26 protein-coding genes and 1 pseudogene are annotated in these 18,440 nt (G+C 43.6%); 21 read left to right on the forward strand and 6 right to left on the reverse strand.

The annotated features are described in order from the left end of the window. Positions 1-61 precede the first annotated feature (61 nt). The 7 genes from Q9R36_RS12385 to Q9R36_RS12415 all read left to right on the forward strand — a co-directional run bounded on the left by Q9R36_RS12385 (position 62) and on the right by Q9R36_RS12415 (position 4,199). Entirely contained in the window at positions 62-910 is an 849-nt protein-coding gene (locus Q9R36_RS12385) for an AraC family transcriptional regulator (RefSeq protein WP_311225199.1), read from the forward strand. A 137-nt stretch (positions 911-1,047) separates the two neighbouring features. Beyond that, on the forward strand, positions 1,048-1,722 hold the full coding sequence (locus Q9R36_RS12390; RefSeq protein WP_311225200.1) for a DUF5694 domain-containing protein: 675 nt from the start codon (positions 1,048-1,050) through the stop codon (positions 1,720-1,722). Between the two features lie 117 nt (positions 1,723-1,839). Then, positions 1,840-2,106, forward strand: coding sequence for a SunI/YnzG family protein (locus Q9R36_RS12395; RefSeq protein WP_009794530.1), 267 nt, complete (start codon positions 1,840-1,842; stop codon positions 2,104-2,106). Between the two features lie 144 nt (positions 2,107-2,250). Continuing rightward, entirely contained in the window at positions 2,251-2,469 is a 219-nt protein-coding gene (locus Q9R36_RS12400) for a hypothetical protein (RefSeq protein WP_148949968.1), read from the forward strand. Between the two features lie 35 nt (positions 2,470-2,504). Then, positions 2,505-2,927, forward strand: coding sequence for an HIT family protein (locus tag Q9R36_RS12405; RefSeq protein WP_311225395.1), 423 nt, complete (start codon positions 2,505-2,507; stop codon positions 2,925-2,927). A 128-nt stretch (positions 2,928-3,055) separates the two neighbouring features. Next, the gene (locus Q9R36_RS12410) at positions 3,056-3,904 is read left to right on the forward strand and encodes a hypothetical protein (protein ID WP_311225201.1); all 849 of its coding nucleotides are present in this window, start codon (positions 3,056-3,058) and stop codon (positions 3,902-3,904) included. Positions 3,905-3,968: 64 nt separating this feature from the next. Continuing rightward, positions 3,969-4,199, forward strand: coding sequence for a hypothetical protein (locus tag Q9R36_RS12415; protein ID WP_224901561.1), 231 nt, complete (start codon positions 3,969-3,971; stop codon positions 4,197-4,199). 287 nt (positions 4,200-4,486) lie between these two features. Here the strand turns inward: Q9R36_RS12415 and Q9R36_RS12420 are convergent, their stop codons facing one another. Beyond that, on the reverse strand, positions 4,487-5,500 hold the full coding sequence (locus Q9R36_RS12420) for a DUF3231 family protein (RefSeq protein ID WP_224901563.1): 1,014 nt from the start codon (positions 5,498-5,500) through the stop codon (positions 4,487-4,489). A gap of 181 nt (positions 5,501-5,681) precedes the next feature. Here Q9R36_RS12420 and Q9R36_RS12425 point away from each other — a divergent pair, with 181 nt between their 5' ends. The 8 genes and pseudogenes from Q9R36_RS12425 to Q9R36_RS12460 all read left to right on the forward strand — a co-directional run bounded on the left by Q9R36_RS12425 (position 5,682) and on the right by Q9R36_RS12460 (position 9,480). Then, positions 5,682-6,047, forward strand: coding sequence for a hypothetical protein (locus Q9R36_RS12425; protein WP_257993050.1), 366 nt, complete (start codon positions 5,682-5,684; stop codon positions 6,045-6,047). A gap of 24 nt (positions 6,048-6,071) precedes the next feature. After that, positions 6,072-6,293, forward strand: a complete 222-nt coding sequence (locus Q9R36_RS12430) for a hypothetical protein (protein ID WP_311225202.1) — start codon at positions 6,072-6,074, stop codon at positions 6,291-6,293. Between the two features lie 109 nt (positions 6,294-6,402). Next, positions 6,403-6,786: a DUF5662 family protein gene (locus Q9R36_RS12435; RefSeq protein ID WP_276541925.1), complete on the forward strand. Its 384-nt coding sequence runs from the start codon at positions 6,403-6,405 to the stop codon at positions 6,784-6,786. Further along, positions 6,678-6,911 (forward strand): annotated as a pseudogene (locus Q9R36_RS26205) (DUF5662 family protein); the annotation flags it as partial. The gene Q9R36_RS12435 and the pseudogene Q9R36_RS26205, both read left to right, overlap by 109 nt. A gap of 191 nt (positions 6,912-7,102) precedes the next feature. Further along, the gene (locus tag Q9R36_RS12445) at positions 7,103-7,474 is read left to right on the forward strand and encodes a GntR family transcriptional regulator (RefSeq protein ID WP_224901567.1); all 372 of its coding nucleotides are present in this window, start codon (positions 7,103-7,105) and stop codon (positions 7,472-7,474) included. 4 nt (positions 7,475-7,478) lie between these two features. After that, the gene (locus Q9R36_RS12450) at positions 7,479-8,345 is read left to right on the forward strand and encodes an ABC transporter ATP-binding protein (protein ID WP_311225203.1); all 867 of its coding nucleotides are present in this window, start codon (positions 7,479-7,481) and stop codon (positions 8,343-8,345) included. Further along, positions 8,338-8,943, forward strand: coding sequence for an ABC-2 transporter permease (locus Q9R36_RS12455; protein WP_311225204.1), 606 nt, complete (start codon positions 8,338-8,340; stop codon positions 8,941-8,943). Before Q9R36_RS12450 ends, Q9R36_RS12455 begins: the two co-directional genes overlap by 8 nt. 78 nt (positions 8,944-9,021) lie before the next feature. Then, positions 9,022-9,480, forward strand: coding sequence for an SAM-dependent methyltransferase (locus tag Q9R36_RS12460; RefSeq protein ID WP_311225205.1), 459 nt, complete (start codon positions 9,022-9,024; stop codon positions 9,478-9,480). A 52-nt stretch (positions 9,481-9,532) separates the two neighbouring features. Here the strand turns inward: Q9R36_RS12460 and Q9R36_RS12465 are convergent, their stop codons facing one another. Continuing rightward, positions 9,533-11,314, reverse strand: coding sequence for an extracellular catalytic domain type 1 short-chain-length polyhydroxyalkanoate depolymerase (locus Q9R36_RS12465; protein WP_311225396.1), 1,782 nt, complete (start codon positions 11,312-11,314; stop codon positions 9,533-9,535). A 196-nt stretch (positions 11,315-11,510) separates the two neighbouring features. Between Q9R36_RS12465 and Q9R36_RS12470 the strand changes: the two genes are divergently transcribed. Together Q9R36_RS12470 and Q9R36_RS12475 are read left to right on the forward strand one after the other, a co-directional pair. After that, the gene (locus tag Q9R36_RS12470) at positions 11,511-11,687 is read left to right on the forward strand and encodes a hypothetical protein (RefSeq protein ID WP_311225206.1); all 177 of its coding nucleotides are present in this window, start codon (positions 11,511-11,513) and stop codon (positions 11,685-11,687) included. A gap of 300 nt (positions 11,688-11,987) precedes the next feature. After that, positions 11,988-12,446: a hypothetical protein gene (locus Q9R36_RS12475; protein ID WP_257992868.1), complete on the forward strand. Its 459-nt coding sequence runs from the start codon at positions 11,988-11,990 to the stop codon at positions 12,444-12,446. 73 nt (positions 12,447-12,519) lie between these two features. Here the strand turns inward: Q9R36_RS12475 and Q9R36_RS12480 are convergent, their stop codons facing one another. Continuing rightward, positions 12,520-13,074 (reverse strand): hypothetical protein, encoded by a 555-nt coding sequence (locus Q9R36_RS12480; protein WP_311225207.1) that lies wholly within the window; start codon positions 13,072-13,074, stop codon positions 12,520-12,522. A gap of 155 nt (positions 13,075-13,229) precedes the next feature. On the opposite strand from Q9R36_RS12480, the gene Q9R36_RS12485 reads away from it, so the two are divergent. Then, a complete protein-coding gene (locus Q9R36_RS12485; protein ID WP_311225208.1) occupies positions 13,230-13,586 on the forward strand; it encodes a hypothetical protein in 357 nt (118 codons plus the stop codon). After that, positions 13,544-14,512, forward strand: coding sequence for a S41 family peptidase (locus Q9R36_RS12490; protein WP_311225209.1), 969 nt, complete (start codon positions 13,544-13,546; stop codon positions 14,510-14,512). Before Q9R36_RS12485 ends, Q9R36_RS12490 begins: the two co-directional genes overlap by 43 nt. Positions 14,513-14,561: 49 nt before the next feature. Here the strand turns inward: Q9R36_RS12490 and Q9R36_RS12495 are convergent, their stop codons facing one another. The 3 genes from Q9R36_RS12495 to Q9R36_RS12505 all read right to left on the reverse strand — a co-directional run bounded on the left by Q9R36_RS12495 (position 14,562) and on the right by Q9R36_RS12505 (position 16,921). Continuing rightward, positions 14,562-15,488: an RNA polymerase sigma factor gene (locus tag Q9R36_RS12495; protein ID WP_257992864.1), complete on the reverse strand. Its 927-nt coding sequence runs from the start codon at positions 15,486-15,488 to the stop codon at positions 14,562-14,564. Positions 15,489-15,555: 67 nt separating this feature from the next. After that, the gene (locus Q9R36_RS12500) at positions 15,556-16,110 is read right to left on the reverse strand and encodes a restriction endonuclease (RefSeq protein WP_257992863.1); all 555 of its coding nucleotides are present in this window, start codon (positions 16,108-16,110) and stop codon (positions 15,556-15,558) included. 73 nt (positions 16,111-16,183) lie between these two features. After that, positions 16,184-16,921, reverse strand: coding sequence for a MerR family transcriptional regulator (locus tag Q9R36_RS12505; RefSeq protein ID WP_257992862.1), 738 nt, complete (start codon positions 16,919-16,921; stop codon positions 16,184-16,186). Between the two features lie 90 nt (positions 16,922-17,011). On the opposite strand from Q9R36_RS12505, the gene Q9R36_RS12510 reads away from it, so the two are divergent. Both Q9R36_RS12510 and Q9R36_RS12515 read left to right on the forward strand, forming a co-directional pair. Further along, complete coding sequence (locus tag Q9R36_RS12510; protein ID WP_257992861.1) at positions 17,012-17,716, forward strand: CPBP family intramembrane glutamic endopeptidase; 705 nt, start codon at positions 17,012-17,014, stop codon at positions 17,714-17,716. Between the two features lie 59 nt (positions 17,717-17,775). Next, entirely contained in the window at positions 17,776-18,420 is a 645-nt protein-coding gene (locus Q9R36_RS12515; protein ID WP_257992860.1) for a CBO0543 family protein, read from the forward strand. Positions 18,421-18,440: the final 20 nt, after the last annotated feature.

Raw genomic sequence — 18,440 nt, forward strand, 5'->3', positions numbered from 1 at the left:
CTTAGAATGCCGGACTTAAGTTTTCTTTTTTATCTATATTTAGCAGGGAAGGAGGTAAGAGATGGATTGGCTAGAGCGATTGAATAGAGCAATGGATTATATTGAGGAGAATTTAGCGGGTGAAATAGATGGAAAAGAAATAGCGAGAAGAGCATGCTGTTCGGGTTACCATTTTCCAAGGATGTTCTCTTCCATGACCGGATTATCTTTATCAGACTATATCAGGCGGAGGCGCTTATCACAGGCGGCATTCGAGCTTCAAAACAACGCTGAAGTCCGGGTGATTGATCTGGCGTTTCAATATGGCTATGATTCCCCCGATGCCTTCAGCCGTGCTTTTAAAAACCTTCATGGAATTACTCCATCAGCGGCCAGGAATAAAGGAATCAAGCTAAAAGCCATCCCGAGGATTTCTTTTCAAATTTCGATTAAAGGGGACGAGGAAATGGATTACCGGATCGAAGTGCTGGAAACTGATGTTGAAATAGCGGGAGTCAGGCGGAAGGTGGTTACGGAGGATGCTTTTAAAACAATACCGCGGCTGTGGAAAGAAGCAACTGAAACGGGCATGCTGCAGCGTTTTATCAATCTATCCTGGGAAAATCCCCAATGCAAGCTGGAAGGGATACTGGGTCTAGTCGGAAAGCAGGCTGCCATTACCGATGAAGAGTTCGATTATTTCATGGGCTGCCGTTATACGGGTGAATCTGCAAGCGAAATGGAGAAAATCGTGATTCCCGCAAGTACCTGGGCTGTTTTCCCTGACATTCCTGAGGCTTGGAAGCGCCTGTACACCGAATGGCTGCCTGCCTCAGGCTATGAATTGGCAGATTTGCCGTGCGTTGAGAATTATTTGGCGCCTGACAGAGTTCCGAACAGTGAGCTTTGGGTACCGGTTGTAGCCAGATAGCGGTAGGAGTGACAGGTTTTTTGTGAAACCTGTCCTTTTGTCTTTGAAAATTTATCAAGGGGGCGAATCCTATCAAGCCAACTCTATTTATCTTCGGAACGGACCATTTTGCAGGCATAGACAATGGAGATATGTATATGACAGACAAAATGGATATTTTATCGGATACAAGGCAAGCAGAGATCCAGGAGATTATCACTTGTTTAAAGAGGTTTAAACCGACAAAGGTTGCCTTGGAAGTTCTGCAGGAAAAGGAACAAGCATTGAATGATGAATATGCTTCTTATTTGAATGGAGACTATGCCTTAACCGTTAATGAAGTCGATCAAGTCGGATTCCGGCTGGCAAAGGAATGCGGTTTGGGACATGTACATGCAGTCGACTGGAATCAGGACGAGGAGGGTGTGCCTGACCTCGGGGCTCTAAGTGAATGGGAAGATACGGATGAGTATAAGGCATTTGCAGAGCTAGGACAGAAAATCAATTCTGAAGCAAATACATTTTTGCAGAATCATTCTATAAAAGACTATCTGCTTTGGCATAATGAATCGCGGAATATTGCCAGGGGACAAGAGTTTTATATGAGAATGTCCCTGGTTGGAAGCCATAGCAACCCGGCGGGCGCCATTTGGACAGCGAAGTATTGGTATTATCGAAATCTGTTAATTTATATAAATCTGGTAAGCTTAGTGAGTTCCAATGAAGAACGGATTTTTGTTTTATATGGTGCTGGTCATCTCCATCTGCTAATGCAGTTTGCAAGGGAGAGCGGGTTATTTGATGTTGAGGCAGCCGGGGATTATTTGGGGTAGGGATTAACTTTTGATCTAGTGTGGGGCCGGGGGGTCTGTCCCCATGGCTCATATCACCAAAAAATTGAAACTAAATCGGTGTCTCTTCCGTATACAAATATTAACAGGAGGGATACCATGGAAGTTAAAGTGGCAGAGAAGAATGGGAGCCTGGAGATAAACTGGCTATTAAATAAGACTGAAATACCGTTATCGGCTATTACAGAAGTATCGAATGATGATACCTATGGCGGGCAGGAAAAGGAAGCCATAAGGATTGGGTTTCCATCCGGCAATACAGACAGAGTGGTCATTAAAACAGAGAAAGAAACTTATATACTTTTTACGAGTATTGGCGGCATAAAAGAAAAGATCTTAACTTTGATGAATAAGTCTGTGCGCTGATCTTAAGGAGGATTAGCGCTTTTTTTGTTGAAGTTCTTTGGTAAGCGGGCAGGCACTCATATGTGCATTCACAGCTGAAATTGAAGGGGGCATGGGCCAGGGGGTCTGTCCCTATGGCTCACAATATGAAAAGGAGGCTGAAATGTGGATTTACTATTCTGGGTTCTTCTCGGCTTTTTCATAGGCGGATTTGCGGTTCTCGTTTCCATGAAAAAGAATATGGAACGCAGGGTCGCTGTTCTAAAAAGAGACGGGGAAAGCAGCAGTATTTCATCCCGTCCTGTTGTCTGGTGGATCTTCGCGACGACAGTCTGGGGAATTGTGAGCATGGGGCTGGTTGTGTGGTGGTTTTCGGTTAGCTGACAAAAGTTTTACCGATAAAAGTGAGGAGATCAATGATGGATAACTGTATTTTTTGCAGGCTGGAGCTTGAGCCGGATCAGAATGTTGTCATGAGCAATGAACATTGTCTTTTTTTACAGCTGGGGCAGCGTCAAATAAAGGGAAGTCAGCTGGAAGGCGCAGGGTTAATTGTTCCTATTCAGCACAGGGAAACTGCATTTGATTTAACACCTGAGGAGTGGGCGGCCACCTACAGTCTCCTGCAGGATGTGAAAAAGTACTTGGATGAAAAGCATGAGCCTCGAGGTTATAATTTAGGCTGGAACTGCGGCGAGGCTGGCGGACAGCATATTTTCCATGCACACTTTCATGTGATCCCGAGATATGAGGACGAACCTCTTGCGGGTAAAGGAATCCGGTATATGTTTAAAGGGAAAGAAAATCAGAGGGGGCTTAAACCTTCCCCTTTGGCCACTTGAAAGAGAGAGCTGATGGAAAATAACGTGTTTTCATGAAGCAGGATGCCTCTATGTTTATTTCAGTCAGCACCAAGTAAGGAATTGGGAAATGTTCTCCAGATAGGGTGATTCCAATAGAAAAATTAATATTGCATAAGCGGCATGATTATAGTTCAAATTTAAACTTTGCCGGCGGCCAGATAGCTCAGGATGGAACACTGCTGCTGATTGAAACCGGCCAACAGGAACTCGATTTTTTTGAGCGGCCTGTGCCGAAATGCAGCTGGACCATCACGTTGATTAGAGATAACAGTATAGAGACTGTGGAATTAAAGAACATTCCTCTAATGCCGACTCACGCTGATCTGTTTTCCGATGGGACATTGCTGATAGTACAAAGCCGCTGTTTAAAGGATGGCACATACGTTGAACGGAACGCCAGGAGGTATAACCCAAATGGCCAGTTGATCGAGGCATTCACGCTCGGTGATGGAATCAATGATGTCCAGATTGACGATACCGATACTATTTGGGTCAGTTACTTTGATGAAGGCATATTTGGGAATTTCGGGTGGGATGAGCCCATGGGAAGTGCCGGTGTTGTGGCTTACACAATGAATGGCAAGCGGCTTTGGGGAGCGGGTGATTACGGAATCAGTGATTGCTACGGAATGAATGTGGCTGGATCAAAGGAAGTTTACTTTTACTATTATGATGATTTTGATCTCGTTCATCTGGATGAGATGAGAGAAGCCGGGCGCTATCGTGTAAACGGCCGTTGTCCTATAATGGGGCAATTTTTGCTGGATAAAGAGGGCATGATTGGTCAAATCGATATGTCCACGCTGATGCGCTACCGGAAAAATAAACACAGCTATACAGCAAAACATAAGCTGCAGCTAATTGACGAAAATGGCAAACGCATCATTGGGCCGGTGTTTATGCGGGGCTCACATTTGTATGCATACGGCAAGGATGGAATATATATAAAGTCATAGGACAGATTTTATGCCAAAACGGGCCAGCGGACCTGTCCCCTTGGCTCACTGGGAGGACTTTCAAATGTATAATAAAAACCACGATCCAAAAGGAAACGTGAAGGCGGAGATTTTGCTGTCGGGGCAATCTCTTTCTTTTAAACTGGATAAAAGTGAAACAAAGATTTTGCTCGACAATATGGAAAAAGCATCGCATGATTTTAAAAAAATGGACTCTATTAAGCTGTATCATCCTGACGGCAGATTAAAATCGGTAATCAACCCACTGCAAATATCCAGGATTTGGTTTACATGAAAAAGAAGGGACAGGTTCCTTGTCCCAAGCAGACGGGAAACCTGTCTCTCTGTATTAATGTGGAAGCATAATAGTCTTGAGATACTTATTGCTTATGTTAAAGGCTGCATTCTCATTAAGTGGTTAAGCCTGTGCTTAAATGTATCCATAAAGAATTCGATTTTTATGAGCAGCGTAATAATCCTTTTAACTAAGCTTGAGAGTGTACTCAAAATTTATCCCTCCACAAGAATATTAGTGCCAGGAAGAACTGGCACTACCATTAATATCTTCTATAGCCATTCCCTTTATTCAAGTCCTTTCTTGATGATTTGGGAACGGTTTTCCATCTGCGGGGGTTCCTCGAACCAGCCATTTTTAATCTTAATGTCAATCCCTTCCTGAGCGTAGAAATAGACATCTTTTGCGAGCAGTAGTGTTTTCATCGCCAAATCGTTTCTTAAACTGAAAAATCCCCCTGTGCCTGAACCGATCAGTCCAAACCCATTAAGAATATATATGCAGTGCATCATCAGCTTGTCAGAAAAGGGAGGAACTGTTGATGCAGTTACCGTTGCACCGGAAGTCGCGGAGAGATGGACATCCCCTTCCAGAAGCAATTCCTCCATAACTTTGACCTGTTTCTTAGCAAGATCTTTCCCTTTTAAAAAATATTGCCTGGCTTCTTTGTTTTGGGCGCACTGAGCAAAGCCTGTGATTAACTGCATTCCAATATTATTAACTTCAAGATTGTGATGAAGTATCCCAACCTCCAGGGCAGATAAAGGCCTTTTTTCACCAATTAACTTAAAACCTTCCATGTACTTTTTGCTTTTAATAAATTCTGTTTTCTTTGGCATTGTCATTTTTGGAGGAAGAGCCAGAATTCCGTTTTCAAGTAAATAACGTGTTGAAAGTTTATAGATTTTTTGAGTGACAGTTGTGAGTCCCTCATAAATGGCCATTACCTTTTTGTTGTAGGTCATATTTAAGCCAAGGGTATACAGGCCCATGCTAACTTCCTTTAATACACGGACAAACATGATATCAAATCCATTGTCATATAACTTGGGGGCCTCCAGGTTTACATCCTCTGATGTGAAGCCCACAGGTTTAACCATCCCCTGTTCAGAAAATAAATTTTCCATCTCAGCTACATAAAAATCAAGCTCCTGCCATAATCCGCCCAGAATATTTCTTGCTTGCGGGTCATCTGCCTTTTCAAGAAAGTATTCCAAAAACCTCATAATCAAGGTTTTTTCCTGATATGTCTGCCAAAGCGAACCTATTTCGGACACATTTAAAGGGTTTGTCAGAACCATGCAAGTTACCTCCTAATCAAATATCCCTATATTTGACTATGTATTAATTTCTAGAATATCCAATTAAGGAAATACAATTCTGCTTTAAGGGCAGAGTAACCAGTGACACCGACTTATTTAATGGTAAAATTTAGTGCGGGAGTGGAAAGAAAAAGATCATCACAGAGAGGAGAGGATCAACATAGAAAAGGTTTCCCTTGAAGATCAACTGGAAGCAATAAAGTCCTTTCAATCAACCATTCGAAAACTCGAAAAGGCATTGGCCCAAATGACTGAAAAAGGTGTAAATACAAATTTAGTAAAGAAACGATTTAAAGCCGCTTGTATCGGCCTGGATACCCTGGAATACATATGGAATCAAAAACTCCATCATTACTCTCCGGAAGAATTAACAGAAGCCCGCCAAGTCCTTATAGGATTATTCCCATCCATTGAGAACACATATGACAAGTTAAAGGCAGGCAGTCCTCAAAGGACGCTTCTTGATAGAAGACTCAAAGCATTGGAATTGGCGGTGGAAGCCATTGACGACTGTTTCAATAAATAAGTTAACTGCCTGTGGGTGTTTCCTATGATTGTGTTGCTATGGCAAATATCATTAATCCTTTGTATTATCACTCTCCTTTATGGTCTATTTGGGAGATCGCAGCTCTCACTGCTGATTAGCTTTATCACATCAATTCCAATAGCTTATTACTTCCTTGGAGCTGAAAATGGCTGGAAGCTGGTTGCTTTAGCTCCTGTACTGATACTGATGCTGGCTTTTGTTTTATGGAGAAATAAAGCACAATGATCCGCTGAGCAGAAGGATTCCCATCCTTTTTGTGGAACTTTAATTTAGAACCGTCTTTGGTAAGGAGGTCTAGAGGCAAATTAAAGTTCCAGATTTCAAGAAGAAACTGATGAAGCTGGATGGGGGGAGTATCTTGCTGCAGGCAGTCTGGAAAAACACATTGTATATACTGGAACATAAACTCAATGTCCTAATCGAGTGCTGGAAAGAAGGACTATTCCTGCAGGGAATTATCCACGATTGGTCAAAATTTTCCCCGCAGGAGTTTCTGCCGTATGCTAAGAAGTTTTTCTATAAAGGTCAAAAGGACTCCACAGATGAACTAAAAAGTGGAAATATGCCTGGCTCCACCATCAGCACAAGAACAAGCACCATTGGGAACACTGGGTGGTTGATCCGAAAAATAAACAAGCCCTGCCTATGCCCAGAAAATATCTTCTTGAAATGGTTTGTGACTGGCGTTCATTTTCGAGGAGATGGGGAAGAAGGGTGAAAGCTTCTACTATGGACCTGAGCGGGAATATTATTTTGCATCCTGATACGAAAAAGGAACTGGAAGTTATATTGAAGAAGAAAACAGCAGAGGATGCTAAGCGGAAAAATAGAGACGTAATTTAACTTGGAAGAGGCTGCCCGCAAGGCAGCTTTTTTGCTGTTTCAAAATAATGCTGGAAAGAAAAGCGTTAGCGGATTTGAAAAATGAGCCAGGGAACCCGACCCCCTCGCCCAAAAAATGGTTGCACGGTTTTGTTAGTGTGTATATAATGTGTATATAGTATATATACAATAGTTGAAAAAGAGGGAATTCCATGCAAATCATTATCTCCAATCGTAGCAAGGAGCCGATATATGAACAAATTACAAAACAAATTCAATCCTTGATTTTAGCGGGGGATCTGCCGGAGGGAGCAGCGCTGCCTTCTATACGCCAGCTCGCTAAGGATCTGCAAATCAGCGTGATTACGACGAAACGGGCTTACGAGGAATTGGAGAAGGCGGGTTTTATTTATTCTATTGTTGGTAAAGGGTCTTTTGTCGCCGAACAGAATTTAGAGGTCATTAGGGAAAAGAAGCTGAAGGTCATTGAGGAGCAGCTGGGAGCGGTTATAACCAACGGCCGGGAAATTGGTCTCTCATTGGATGAACTTCAGCAGCTATTGAAGATTTTATATGAGGAGTGACTGTATGGAAAACGTGGTCGAATTTAAAAATGTTGCCAAGGAATTCAAGGGTTTTTCCATTAAAGATATAAATTTTCAAGTGAAGCAGGGCTTTATCACAGGATTCATTGGAGGGAATGGCGCCGGAAAGTCGACGACCATTAAAATGATGATGAATCTGCTGAAGCCGGATCAGGGCGAGATCAAGATCTTCGGGCTGGATTATAAGACACATGAGAAGGACATCAAAGAGCGCATCGGCTTCGTTTATGATGGCAATGTGTTTTATGAAGGGATGAATTTAAAAGACATAAAACGTATTGTTGGACCGGCATACAAGCGCTGGGATGATCGTATGTTTTATCAATATGTGGAGCAGTTTGAGCTGCCCCTTAATAAAGCGATCAAAACCTTTTCAAAAGGAATGCAGATGAAGGCATCGCTGGCGATTGCCTTATCGCATCATGCGGAGCTGATTATCATGGATGAGCCGACATCAGGCCTGGATCCTATTTTCAGGCGGGAAATGCTCGATCTGCTGCAGGAATTGATGCTCGATGACCGGCGCACGATTTTCTTCTCTACACATATCACCACAGATTTGGACCGCATCGCTGATTATATTGCTTTTTTGCAAAATGGGAGACTGATATTTAATCAGTCTGTCCACGAGGTGGCGGAAAATTATGCGCTCGTAAAAGGCGGGCTGGAACTTTTGGACCGGGATACAGAGAAGGCTTTTGTCCATATTCACCGGGCTCCTACAGGGTTTGAGGCCCTGACTGACAATATCGAACTTGTAAATAATACTTTTGGCCATTCTGTGGTAGTGGAACAGGCGAGCCTGGAGGATATTATGTATTACATGAAGGGGAGGAAAAGCTATGTTTAACCTTATCAGGCGTGATGTGATACTGCAGAAAAAACTGATCTTGACCTTTATTCCTTTTATCCTGTTCTTTATTGTAATGGACTCGCATCCTGTGCTGATTTTCAGTGTTTCCAGCATTTTCATCCCTTTTAATGCCTATGCCTACGATGAAAAAGCAGAGGCGAACATTCTGCTGAACAGCCTGCCTTATACGCGCAATGAAATCATTGCTTCACGTTATCTCGGAGCAGTTATCTATATGATTTTGGCCATAGGCGGCACTTGCCTGGCATTGCTCGCATTCAATAAGGCATTTACCATCGAAGATATGGCTATGGGCGGCGGCATCTTCTTAGCATTTGCTGCATTCACATTTCCGCTGTTTTATATATTTAAACCAGGGCATATCACAACAGTCCTGATGATTACATTCGTTTTATTAACAGGGATGGGCCCGCATCTCTTAAACTTAATCGCTGAAGATATATCTTTAATCACTGGCTTTATAGCCAGCTTATCTAATCCGGAACTGTATACGTGGGCAGCAGTCATTATTTTGGCCCTGTATAGCATATCTTGGGGAGTCACCACATTCATTTATCAGAGAAAAGCATTTTGAGGAAAATGGATGAAGTATTTAGAAAGCTAAAAAAGCAGGGATATATTACATACTATCTAGGGGATGGAGGAGGAAGAAATGATTAGTTTGAAGCCAATCGGGCTTGCTAGCAATGAAAGGCATGAAATAGAGGACGATTACTGGGGTGGAGTGGTCACCAGGATCGTGCTGGACAATTCTCTGCCAGAGGAAGCGCTCGACGGAATTGAATCCTTCTCCCACTTAGAAATCATCTATCACTTTCATCGGGTGGATCAAAGCAAAATTGTGCCTGGTGCAAGGCATCCCAGGAACGATGACAGCCTCCCAAAGGTGGGAATCTTTGCTCAGCGCGGCAAGAATAGACCGAATCAATTAGGCCTGACAATTGTGAGTGTGGTCAAAAGAGAAGGCAGGGAACTGACCGTCAAAGGGCTTGATTGCATCAACGGAACGCCGATTCTGGATATCAAGCCGGTGATGGAGGAGTTTCTCCCGAAAGAGCCGATCAGTCAGCCTGACTGGTCCCGTGAGATTATGAAGAATTATTGGAGATAATGCTCCGGGTGAAAAAAAGAGATCAGCGGCTTCCTGCTGATCTCTTTTTCATTCAGTTGGCGCTATTTATTATCAGAACCGGAGAAATATCTCCATTCCCGCCCCCATAAAAAAGGACGGAATTCTGATTAAAGCTCGCTGCTGTTGTTGCTTTTAGCCTGAACTGTGTCTTGCCGCTCCGGTTGATCTGAGCCAGCGTACTGTCGGGGATTTCTATATCAATGTAATTAGATACGGCAGCCGGCTGGAAACTGGCCATATTGGTGAGCGTTGCTGCGGCGGAATAATCGCTTTGCTCGATCAGGGCAGAGCCAAATGTTCCATTCTTCAGGTCCAATTTTACTTCCGTGACCGCCCCTGTAATTGATTTTGTATACAAGCGCAATTTTGCTGACCCGATCGCTGTCTGTCCGAGGCTGCTTGTATCAAAGGATAATATCCCTCTGAAGGTATCGGTGTTGTACATGCCTTTATCGCCAGCCTTAATATCCCCGGTGCCTTTGCCATCTGCTGTGAATCGGCCGGCAAACCCGCTTTCCCCTGAGATGGCGCTGAATGTCAGCGAGTCCCCTGAAGGAGGGGCATCTTCTTGGATGATATATAACTCTTCTTTGACAGATTCTCTTTGCCCAGAGCTGTCCTGGCTGAAAAATTTAAGGGTTGTATCGTCGGAAATGTAAATCGGTCCTGTATAGAGTGTGGATTGTGTTGTAGGACCCGAACCGTCAACTGTGTAGTAAGTGTCTGCTTCTTTATTTGTCTGGAGCTCTACATAGACAGGCTGATTATAAGTCCCGCCTTTAGGGCTTGCTGATGTAGCGGGGGCAGCGCCGTCATTTCCGCCGTCATCATTGCCTGCAAATGATTGAAAGAATTCCCACATCATCCGGCTGGCATCAGGACCTTGGGGATCCGTATAGCTGCCTTGCACATTTCCCCCTGACCAGGCATGGCCCATGCTTTGGACAGCTACTTTCTTCATCCATATTCTGCCGTCGCCAGCTTTATAATGGCTGACAGTATAGCTTTTTCCGCCAGGCACGGTTAAGTTCTCGGTTTGGTCCGGCTGATCATCCACCCAGCCATCCTCTACGCCATTCTGTGCTAAATCATTTGTGACAGCCCATTGGGAGATGACCTGGTTGCCATTTACTGGTGCAACTGTATAATCCGAAGTTCCGTGAAACACTATGACTGGCATGGGATTTGCCCGGCTTCCCATTGCCTGATAGGCAGCCCTCCCTTGCTGTACAGGGTTAGGGCCGCCGCTCGACATAGCCGTAAAAGCTCCTGTCATGCTGGTTGCAGCCTTGTATTCAAGGCCTGCTCCCACCCCAATGCCAGAGAAAAGGTCAGGATACGCGGCCCCCATGATCACACTCATCGCCGCACCTGCTGAAAGACCCGCCGCATATATCTGATCACTTTGGACAGAGTAATTGTTTTTAATAAGATTCACCATTCCGGCAATAACAGCTGGTTCTCCGCTGCCGCGTGACTGGTGGGCTGATTCGAACCAATTCCAGCACTTGTTGGAATTGGCGCTGCTGGTCTGTTCAGGATACAGCACCAAAAACCCTTTTTCATCAGCAAGTGTATTCATCTTAGTCCCTGTCGCAAACTGGCTGGCATCCTGTGTGCACCCATGCAGCATGACATATAACGGAAAAGACTGACTTTCATTGTACTGATCAGGAATATACAATTTATAAGGCTTACCCCCATAGGAGCCTGTAATAAATTGTCCTGCAGCCATTGAATTACCAGGAAGCAATGTGACCGAGCATACAAAAATCAAAAAGATTAAACCAATCCAAGACTTTTTGCGAGCCATCAAAACCACTCCTCCTTTTCATCCTTCGGGTTTAGTGTAGGAGGGGGGAGTTACAATGAAGTTACAGTGGTCCGGTAGGGATTGGAGGGAGGGTTGTCGGATAAATAATAATGGCGGGAGGGAATAATCTTCTTAATGAAGAATAACTTATAGAAAAGGAAATATAGATAGATTCAGAGAAACTGGGGGGCAGGTTATGAAAGACAAGACGGAAAAAAAGTTCAAAGCACCAACTGGTTCTAAGAGTGCCATTACATTCGGTTCTGCTTTGGCTATAACAATATCGTGGAGTATTCATAAATCCGTTCTCTGGGCAATCCTTCACGGATTCTTTAGCTGGTTCTACGTTATATACTATGTTTTAACAAGATGAGACCTTTAACCACGCTTATCAACTCTATGATTCTACAGCAAAGTTCAGAAAAGGGATGGAGAGCGCCATCCCTTTAGTCATTGCCTTTATTTAATATCCTCAACAACCTCAAACGCCTTCTCCTTAGTTATTCCTCTTATTATAAGAGCCTTCTACGAGACAGAAAGAAAGTTATTAATAAATCAGTATCCCCAGCAGTCGCTATAGTGAACTTCCACCGTTACTTACTTTAGCTCGCTTTACTGCCGCCACAAAAATCCGGTATGAAGAATCAGCCACTCAAATTTGTTTTCATAAGCAATGAAACATTTTGATACCTTTAACGTAGTAATAGAAAGGGAACCAGGGGGACAGGTCCCTAGGCTCTTATTTGGCTGGATCAGGAGACCTGTTCCTGCTGGATTTTGCATTGATGACCAAGGGGGCTATTATACAAGTGAAAAAAGGGATAAATATCCGTGTTGTTCATTTTTCTTTGCAGACCTAATTGATTTTGCAAACGACAACAGTATTTCAATAACTAAAACAAAAGATTATCGGATGATGAAAAATAATGCTGTTAGAAAGAGGGGCCTGCCCTTGAAGCCTTTTAAAGATAAAATTTATTGGACGCTGATGCCTATTACGTTAATTATTGGTTATTTAGTCATTTTTGTTCTCCCCATAAAGAATACCTATTCTTATCTAGTGCTGATTGTATTTTGGATTGTTTATTATACCTGGACGTATTTTGATGAAAAACGCAATAAGAAACAATAAGGTTTCTTATCGGACTATTCGCTCCGGCACTTTTGTCCGGCAAAAAAACAAAGGGAGGGAATACCCCATCCCTCTACCCATTATTCTCAATAATACCCTCAACAACCTCAAACGCCTTTTCCTTAGTCATTCCCTCTCTCAATGAAAACTCAATATTATAAGAGCCATCCTCGAGATTGAAGAATGTTAATAGCATATCTGTATCCGCTGAAATCTCTCTATAATGAACATCCACACCGTTGACAGTCTTTATCTTGCTGTCATTGTCGCCATCAATGATCTCGAAATTGCTGTATGTGATGATGAAAAGCCAAGGCTCCCCATCATAAAGCCCGTACAGAACCTTCGAATCCATTGAGCTCTCATATTTTTCGATAAACTCTTTGTCCCTTATCTTGCCTTTTTCTTTCGAATAGACCATAACCAGATCCTTTTTGTCACCTGTTGGCGGATACTTAATCTCTGCAGAGGTGATGGGATACTTCTCATATTCAGGGATATATACATCTGTCTCAAATTCCTCGGCAGCTTGATCTTTAAAAGAATCGGCTCCTCCATTCGTTTGAGAGGAACAGGCACTGGCAATAAACATCAAGCCAAGCAGTAAAAGGCTTATTCTCCGCTTCAATTTCTCAGCTCCCTGTTTTTAAGACTGTTATCATATTTTAACATATTATTCCAAGTGTCTTAAAGGAAGAACAGTTTACGCCTTCAAAGAAGGTCAAACTTCTAATGACATAGAATAGGTAATAAAAGGAATAATAATGATGGCGGAGGATTAGAATGGAACAGATTTTCAGAGAGATTATAGAAATCATGCATTACGACTACGCGGGGTGCATTGATAAAGAGGGATGGGATCATCCAGAGGCTTATTTTGAAAAAATACAGCTTTTAAAAGAAAACAATATGCTGACCAGGGAACATTTTGCAGATACAGTAAGAGGCTATTTATTGGACTTTCAGGACCACCATATTTACTTTGTTGACAGCTTGGCGGAAAAAAGAAAGCCGCTGGACAGGGGATTCCGAGTCAGGCGGTATAAGGACTGCCTTTATGTTACGGGGGCGAATAATGAACAAGATGTAAAATGGGAATGGCATTTATTTCACTTGGGGGCTTCACTATCCCGGAACTGAAAGAAAAGCACAGCCGGCTTTTGAAGGCTAACCATCCAGAACGGGAAGACTGGATGCCGATCCTTTCGCTGTATGAATATGGCGACATACAGGATGAACAGGGGAATGTTTGTAAAATCACTTTCAATAGTTATGAAAAACCAGGATATACGCCAGACTATACTGTGGAAAAGGTGAATCAGGATACATTGCTATTCACCATTACTGATTTTGCAAATCCAGATGCTATTGTAAAATTGGTCAATGATAATAGGGTTCTGCTTGAATCAGCAGACCAATGGATTATAGATGTCCGGGTCAATTATGGAGGAAGCGACTCCAGCTATTATCCTTTAATGCCGTATATAATGCCTGAAGAAGGCGTGGAGCTCGCTGACAGAGAGGACACGATGCTGTTTAACTGCACCCATTCGAACGCCGGCAGATTCCTGGCAGAAACGCTCCCGGAACTGGAAGGCATCCAGGGGGAGGAGGCACAGCAATTCCTTAAGGTTTTTATTCGGGAGTGGGAGAAGAACAAAGGAAAAGGGTTCGTAGAGTTTGACTTTGAAGATATTGTGCCTGACACCTTTGTTAAAGGCACCAAAAATCCTAAATCAGTTGCAGTTTTGTCAGATTATATGTGCGGCAGCTCTGGTGATTCCTTTGTTGAGCTTTGCAAAAAGTCCAGTAAAGTCCGGGTCATCGGCAGGCCGACAAAGGGATTAAATGATTATGCCAATCTTATAAGCAAGAAATGGGATAACGGATTTGAATTCATGTATCCCACTTCAAGGCTCTCACGGATCGATAGAGGCATGGGGATGACAGGCAAGGGGATAGAGCCGGATTTGTATGTCCCTTGGACACCCGAGCACTTGGAGCGGGATGCTGACTTGGAGAAGGCGCTAGAGTGGCTGGCATTGGAAAAAAGTACAGCCAGGTAGGGCAGATTTTACAAGAGAAAAAGACAGACCAAAATCTGCCTTTTAATCATTATCTCGCCCAATCCACAGGCGGCTTTGTAAGCTGAGCCGGCACACCTAATTCCTCTGCGGCTGCGAGAATGAATTCCTTCCGGAAAAAATAGCTTACATGCCTGACGATTTTCCCGTTTTCGGTTTCCTGGTACTGAATATCATGGATGAGCGGGCCCAGTCCTTCGTCGGCAAAAACAATAATAACCGGCTTGCCCCAAAGTATACGGGGTTCTGCCCTGTATCCAGGCAATCCATAACGCAGCGAGCCATTCCGCATCTCTTCTTTGCTAAATTCCGCGAAGCCTAATGGCGCTTCATTTTGGGCCTGGTCGCTGATCAGATTCAGGACAGCTTCGACATCGCCTTCGTTTAAGGCCTTTAAGTAGGCTTTGATGACCGGCTCATTTTCGTGGTTGAAGTGACGAGTGGGAGTTTCGGGACTATTAAGCTGCTTCAGTTTCTCCTTCATCCTTCTCGTTGTGGCATAAACGGCTCCCGGCGTGGTCCTGGCCATGCCTGCCACTTCCTCTGCCTTGAACTGAAAGACTTCAAACAGCAGGAATACGGCGATTTGCCTGGGCTTGAACAGCTCAACAAGGCAGCCGAGTGCCTGCTGAAGCTCCAGCGTCTCCGTAAATTCAACCGCTGGGATCTCTTCTTCGTCTAATGTGCCAAGATTTCTTTTCTCCCTGCGGCAGTGATCGATCCAGATGTTAGTGGCCATCCTGTACAGATAGGATTTTGTATTTGTCGGATGCCATCTTTGAAATAATCCGCCCAATGCCTTCAGCATCGTCTCCTGAAACAAATCCTCGCCATCCCACGGAGATCCGGTCAGATAGCGGCAATAATTCCAAAGCTGCCCGGAATGAGTCTCTGCCAGCTCAGTAAACATCTCCTTCAGCTCACGTGCTTTGCTTATCAGTTCTTGGTCTGTCACCATATAATCAGCTCCTTTATTGATAGGACGGATAGGAAGGGCAGAATTGTACGGAAAAGGAGAAAATATTTTATTCCCGAATTCTCTTCCCCTTTCCCACAGCCAGGATCCAATCTATAAACTGCTCCCGCTCATACAGCCGTATAGGAAGCTTCCTGGCATATTCGGAGGCTTGAGGAGTATAGCTATAATTGGTGATCACCCAGCATTCGTCAGCTTCATAAGCATCCATTTGTTTGAAAGTCCGCTGCACAAGGCGTATCCCAATACCCCTTTTATGGCTTTTTACTTTAACAATCGCTTTTTTGCCCGCTGGCGTCCCCAGCAAAAAGCTGATATCTGAAGTTTCTCTCTCAAGCCTTGAAATGGTATAGCCTAATTTAGCCAATAACGGAATGGTGAACTCCTTCAAATCTTCATCGGTCATTTTATCGATCACCCAAACCTCAGAATCCTCCTGCCTTTTAGTCATACGCCGGAGCCAGAACAAGGCGAAAGTGAAATACAAAATCACTTCAATGATAAAAATGAAAACGGCTTTTTCCCCATTGCCTGTTTTGATAAAAGAGAAGAACGGCACTGTGATCATTGTGATCCAAACAAAAATATGAACACGATTGTCCATGGAGGTACACATCCTTCTATAATTATTCTAATCGTGTGCATGAGGCTCCTTTCCTGCTAAGTACGATTGCATGTTAGCTGCCAGCCCTTGAATCTGCATAAGCCAAACAGCGCTCCACAAACTCCAGCACCTCTTCAGATACTGGATATAGGCCTGTTTCCTCGGCAGGCATTTTTCTGACTTCCCAAAATTTGTCCATCAGCTCTGAATCTCCCTGGAAGCTTAACTGTGACAGTCTGATTAACTCGGAAGCAATCTCAAAGCCTTCGTCTGACTCGGCTGGAATGTGGTTTTCCACGCACCTTTCAATTCTTCGCAGCAGGGAAATATACTGCTGGGTAATTTCATCATTGCTGCCCAGGTTTGGGATTGATTTTTCCAGGAACGCTTTTTCCTCTTCCTGAAAATAGTCGGTCCATTTCTTAGAACGCTTTTGTGATTGCTGCACAAGCTCAGCGACACGGTCCCAGGCTAGTGATTCCTCCAAATCGGTCATATTGATCAGGGATGCTGTGTTGGAGATGCTTGTTTGCAGCTCTGATAGCTGCTCCTGCAGGTAATTATAGTGGGATACTAAGATTTGTTTATAAGAAAGCTGTTTCAGTACTTCGCGGATCTCCTCTAACGGAAGTGAAAGGGACTTGAGAATCATAATTTTCTCTAATGTAAATAAGTCTTCCTCTGAATAAAACCGCTTTCCATTCTCATCTTTAAAGCCTGGGGCCAGAAGTCCGATCTGATCATAATAGCGGAGTGTACGGACAGAAATATTGCGCTGCTTCGCTACTTCTCCGGTTGTCCAGCGTTTCATTGGAATTCCTCCTAAAAAAAGCTTGCGGGTTACGCTGCGTCACCTAATATAGTTAGATTATACCATTTAATAAAGAAAGAGGGACGGAGAATGGAAACAGATACAACCAACTGGAAAAGGCAGGACCCGTGGGGCTGGAGAGAATTCATTTTATTAATGCTGCTTGAATTTATTGTTGTAATTGGAGGCATCAAGCTTTTGGTCCAGCCGATATACGCTGAGCTCTTCAAGGATGATTTATATGCCGGGACTTTAACCGGGCTGACCATAGCCATCATTCTTATGCTGGGGATATACTTTATTGCCCTCCGCCCAAGAAGGCTGTCATGGAAGGAAGTCGGAGTAAAAGCATACAGCCTGAAGGATTGGAAGCTCATTGGGCTGTATTCGGCAGTCCTGCTGATCGGCGCCGTCATCATTGTTGTGCTTACCAGCTTTATAGGCAATACATGGGAAAACAGCAAAACAGAGGCCATGCAGCAGAATGTAACTTTCTTTACCGTTCTCATTGCCTTTATTTCTGCGGCTGTCATTTCGCCGATATATGAGGAAATCTTTTACCGGGGCTTCTTGTATCGCTGGCTGCGGGCACGGATGGGACTGACAGGGGCGCTTTTGCTCAGCTCGCTCATCTTTACCATCATTCATATCCCGACCTATAACGTCATGCCCGTCAATTTCTTCAGCGGCATTCTTTTCGCGCTGGCGTACGAAAGGACAGGTTCAATTTGGCCGTCTGTTTTAATCCACGGGTTAACGAACGGCATCATGGTTATGCTGACGAGTTTGGGCTAGACAGATGAATCCAAGCTGGCTGTCTTCATAAGACTTTCTGTCCTAATATATAGAAGTTAGTGAATAAAACCCCACTTGTGATTGATACTAATGATAAAAAAGTGAGGGAAACCATTTTGGAAAAAGACCGGCTCGATTTAATGGGGAAAATTATGAGGGAGGAAATAGAACAGAATGGCCGACTGGTAGATTATTGGCATGAGTTTTCGAATTTGTTCTATTGGCAAACATGGATTGTCATTGCCATGTTTGTTTTCCCGCTCATCGTCCTGATCCTTTTCATTGACCGGAAGAGGGCCCTCCAGCTTGGTTTTTATGGATACAGTGTGCATATCTTTTTTACCTATACAGATATCATTGCCACGGAAAGGGGACTGTGGATCTATCCCTTTAAGCTTCTGCCCTTGCTTCCTTCCAGCATCACTCTTGATGCATCTTTTGTACCGGTCGTTTACATGCTCTACTATCAATTCATTATAAATACAAAGAAAAATTATTATATCTGGATGCTTCCGCTTTGCCTTGTGTTGGCATTTATATTAAAACCAACCATGGTGGGGCTTGGACTCTTTCACTTTCGCGGAAAAGAGAACTTCCTGCTGCTGTTTGCAGGGTATGCATTTGTGGCTCTTATTTCTAAATGGCTGACTGACTTTTTTATTTTACTGGGAAAAACTAAGAAGTGGAGTTTTCGCCATAAGTGAGAATCACGAGATTAGACAGT

The sequence above is a fragment of the Bacillus sp. AG4(2022) genome, assembly GCF_031844465.1.
GTDB lineage: Bacteria > Bacillota > Bacilli > Bacillales > Cytobacillaceae > Bacillus_AB > Bacillus_AB infantis.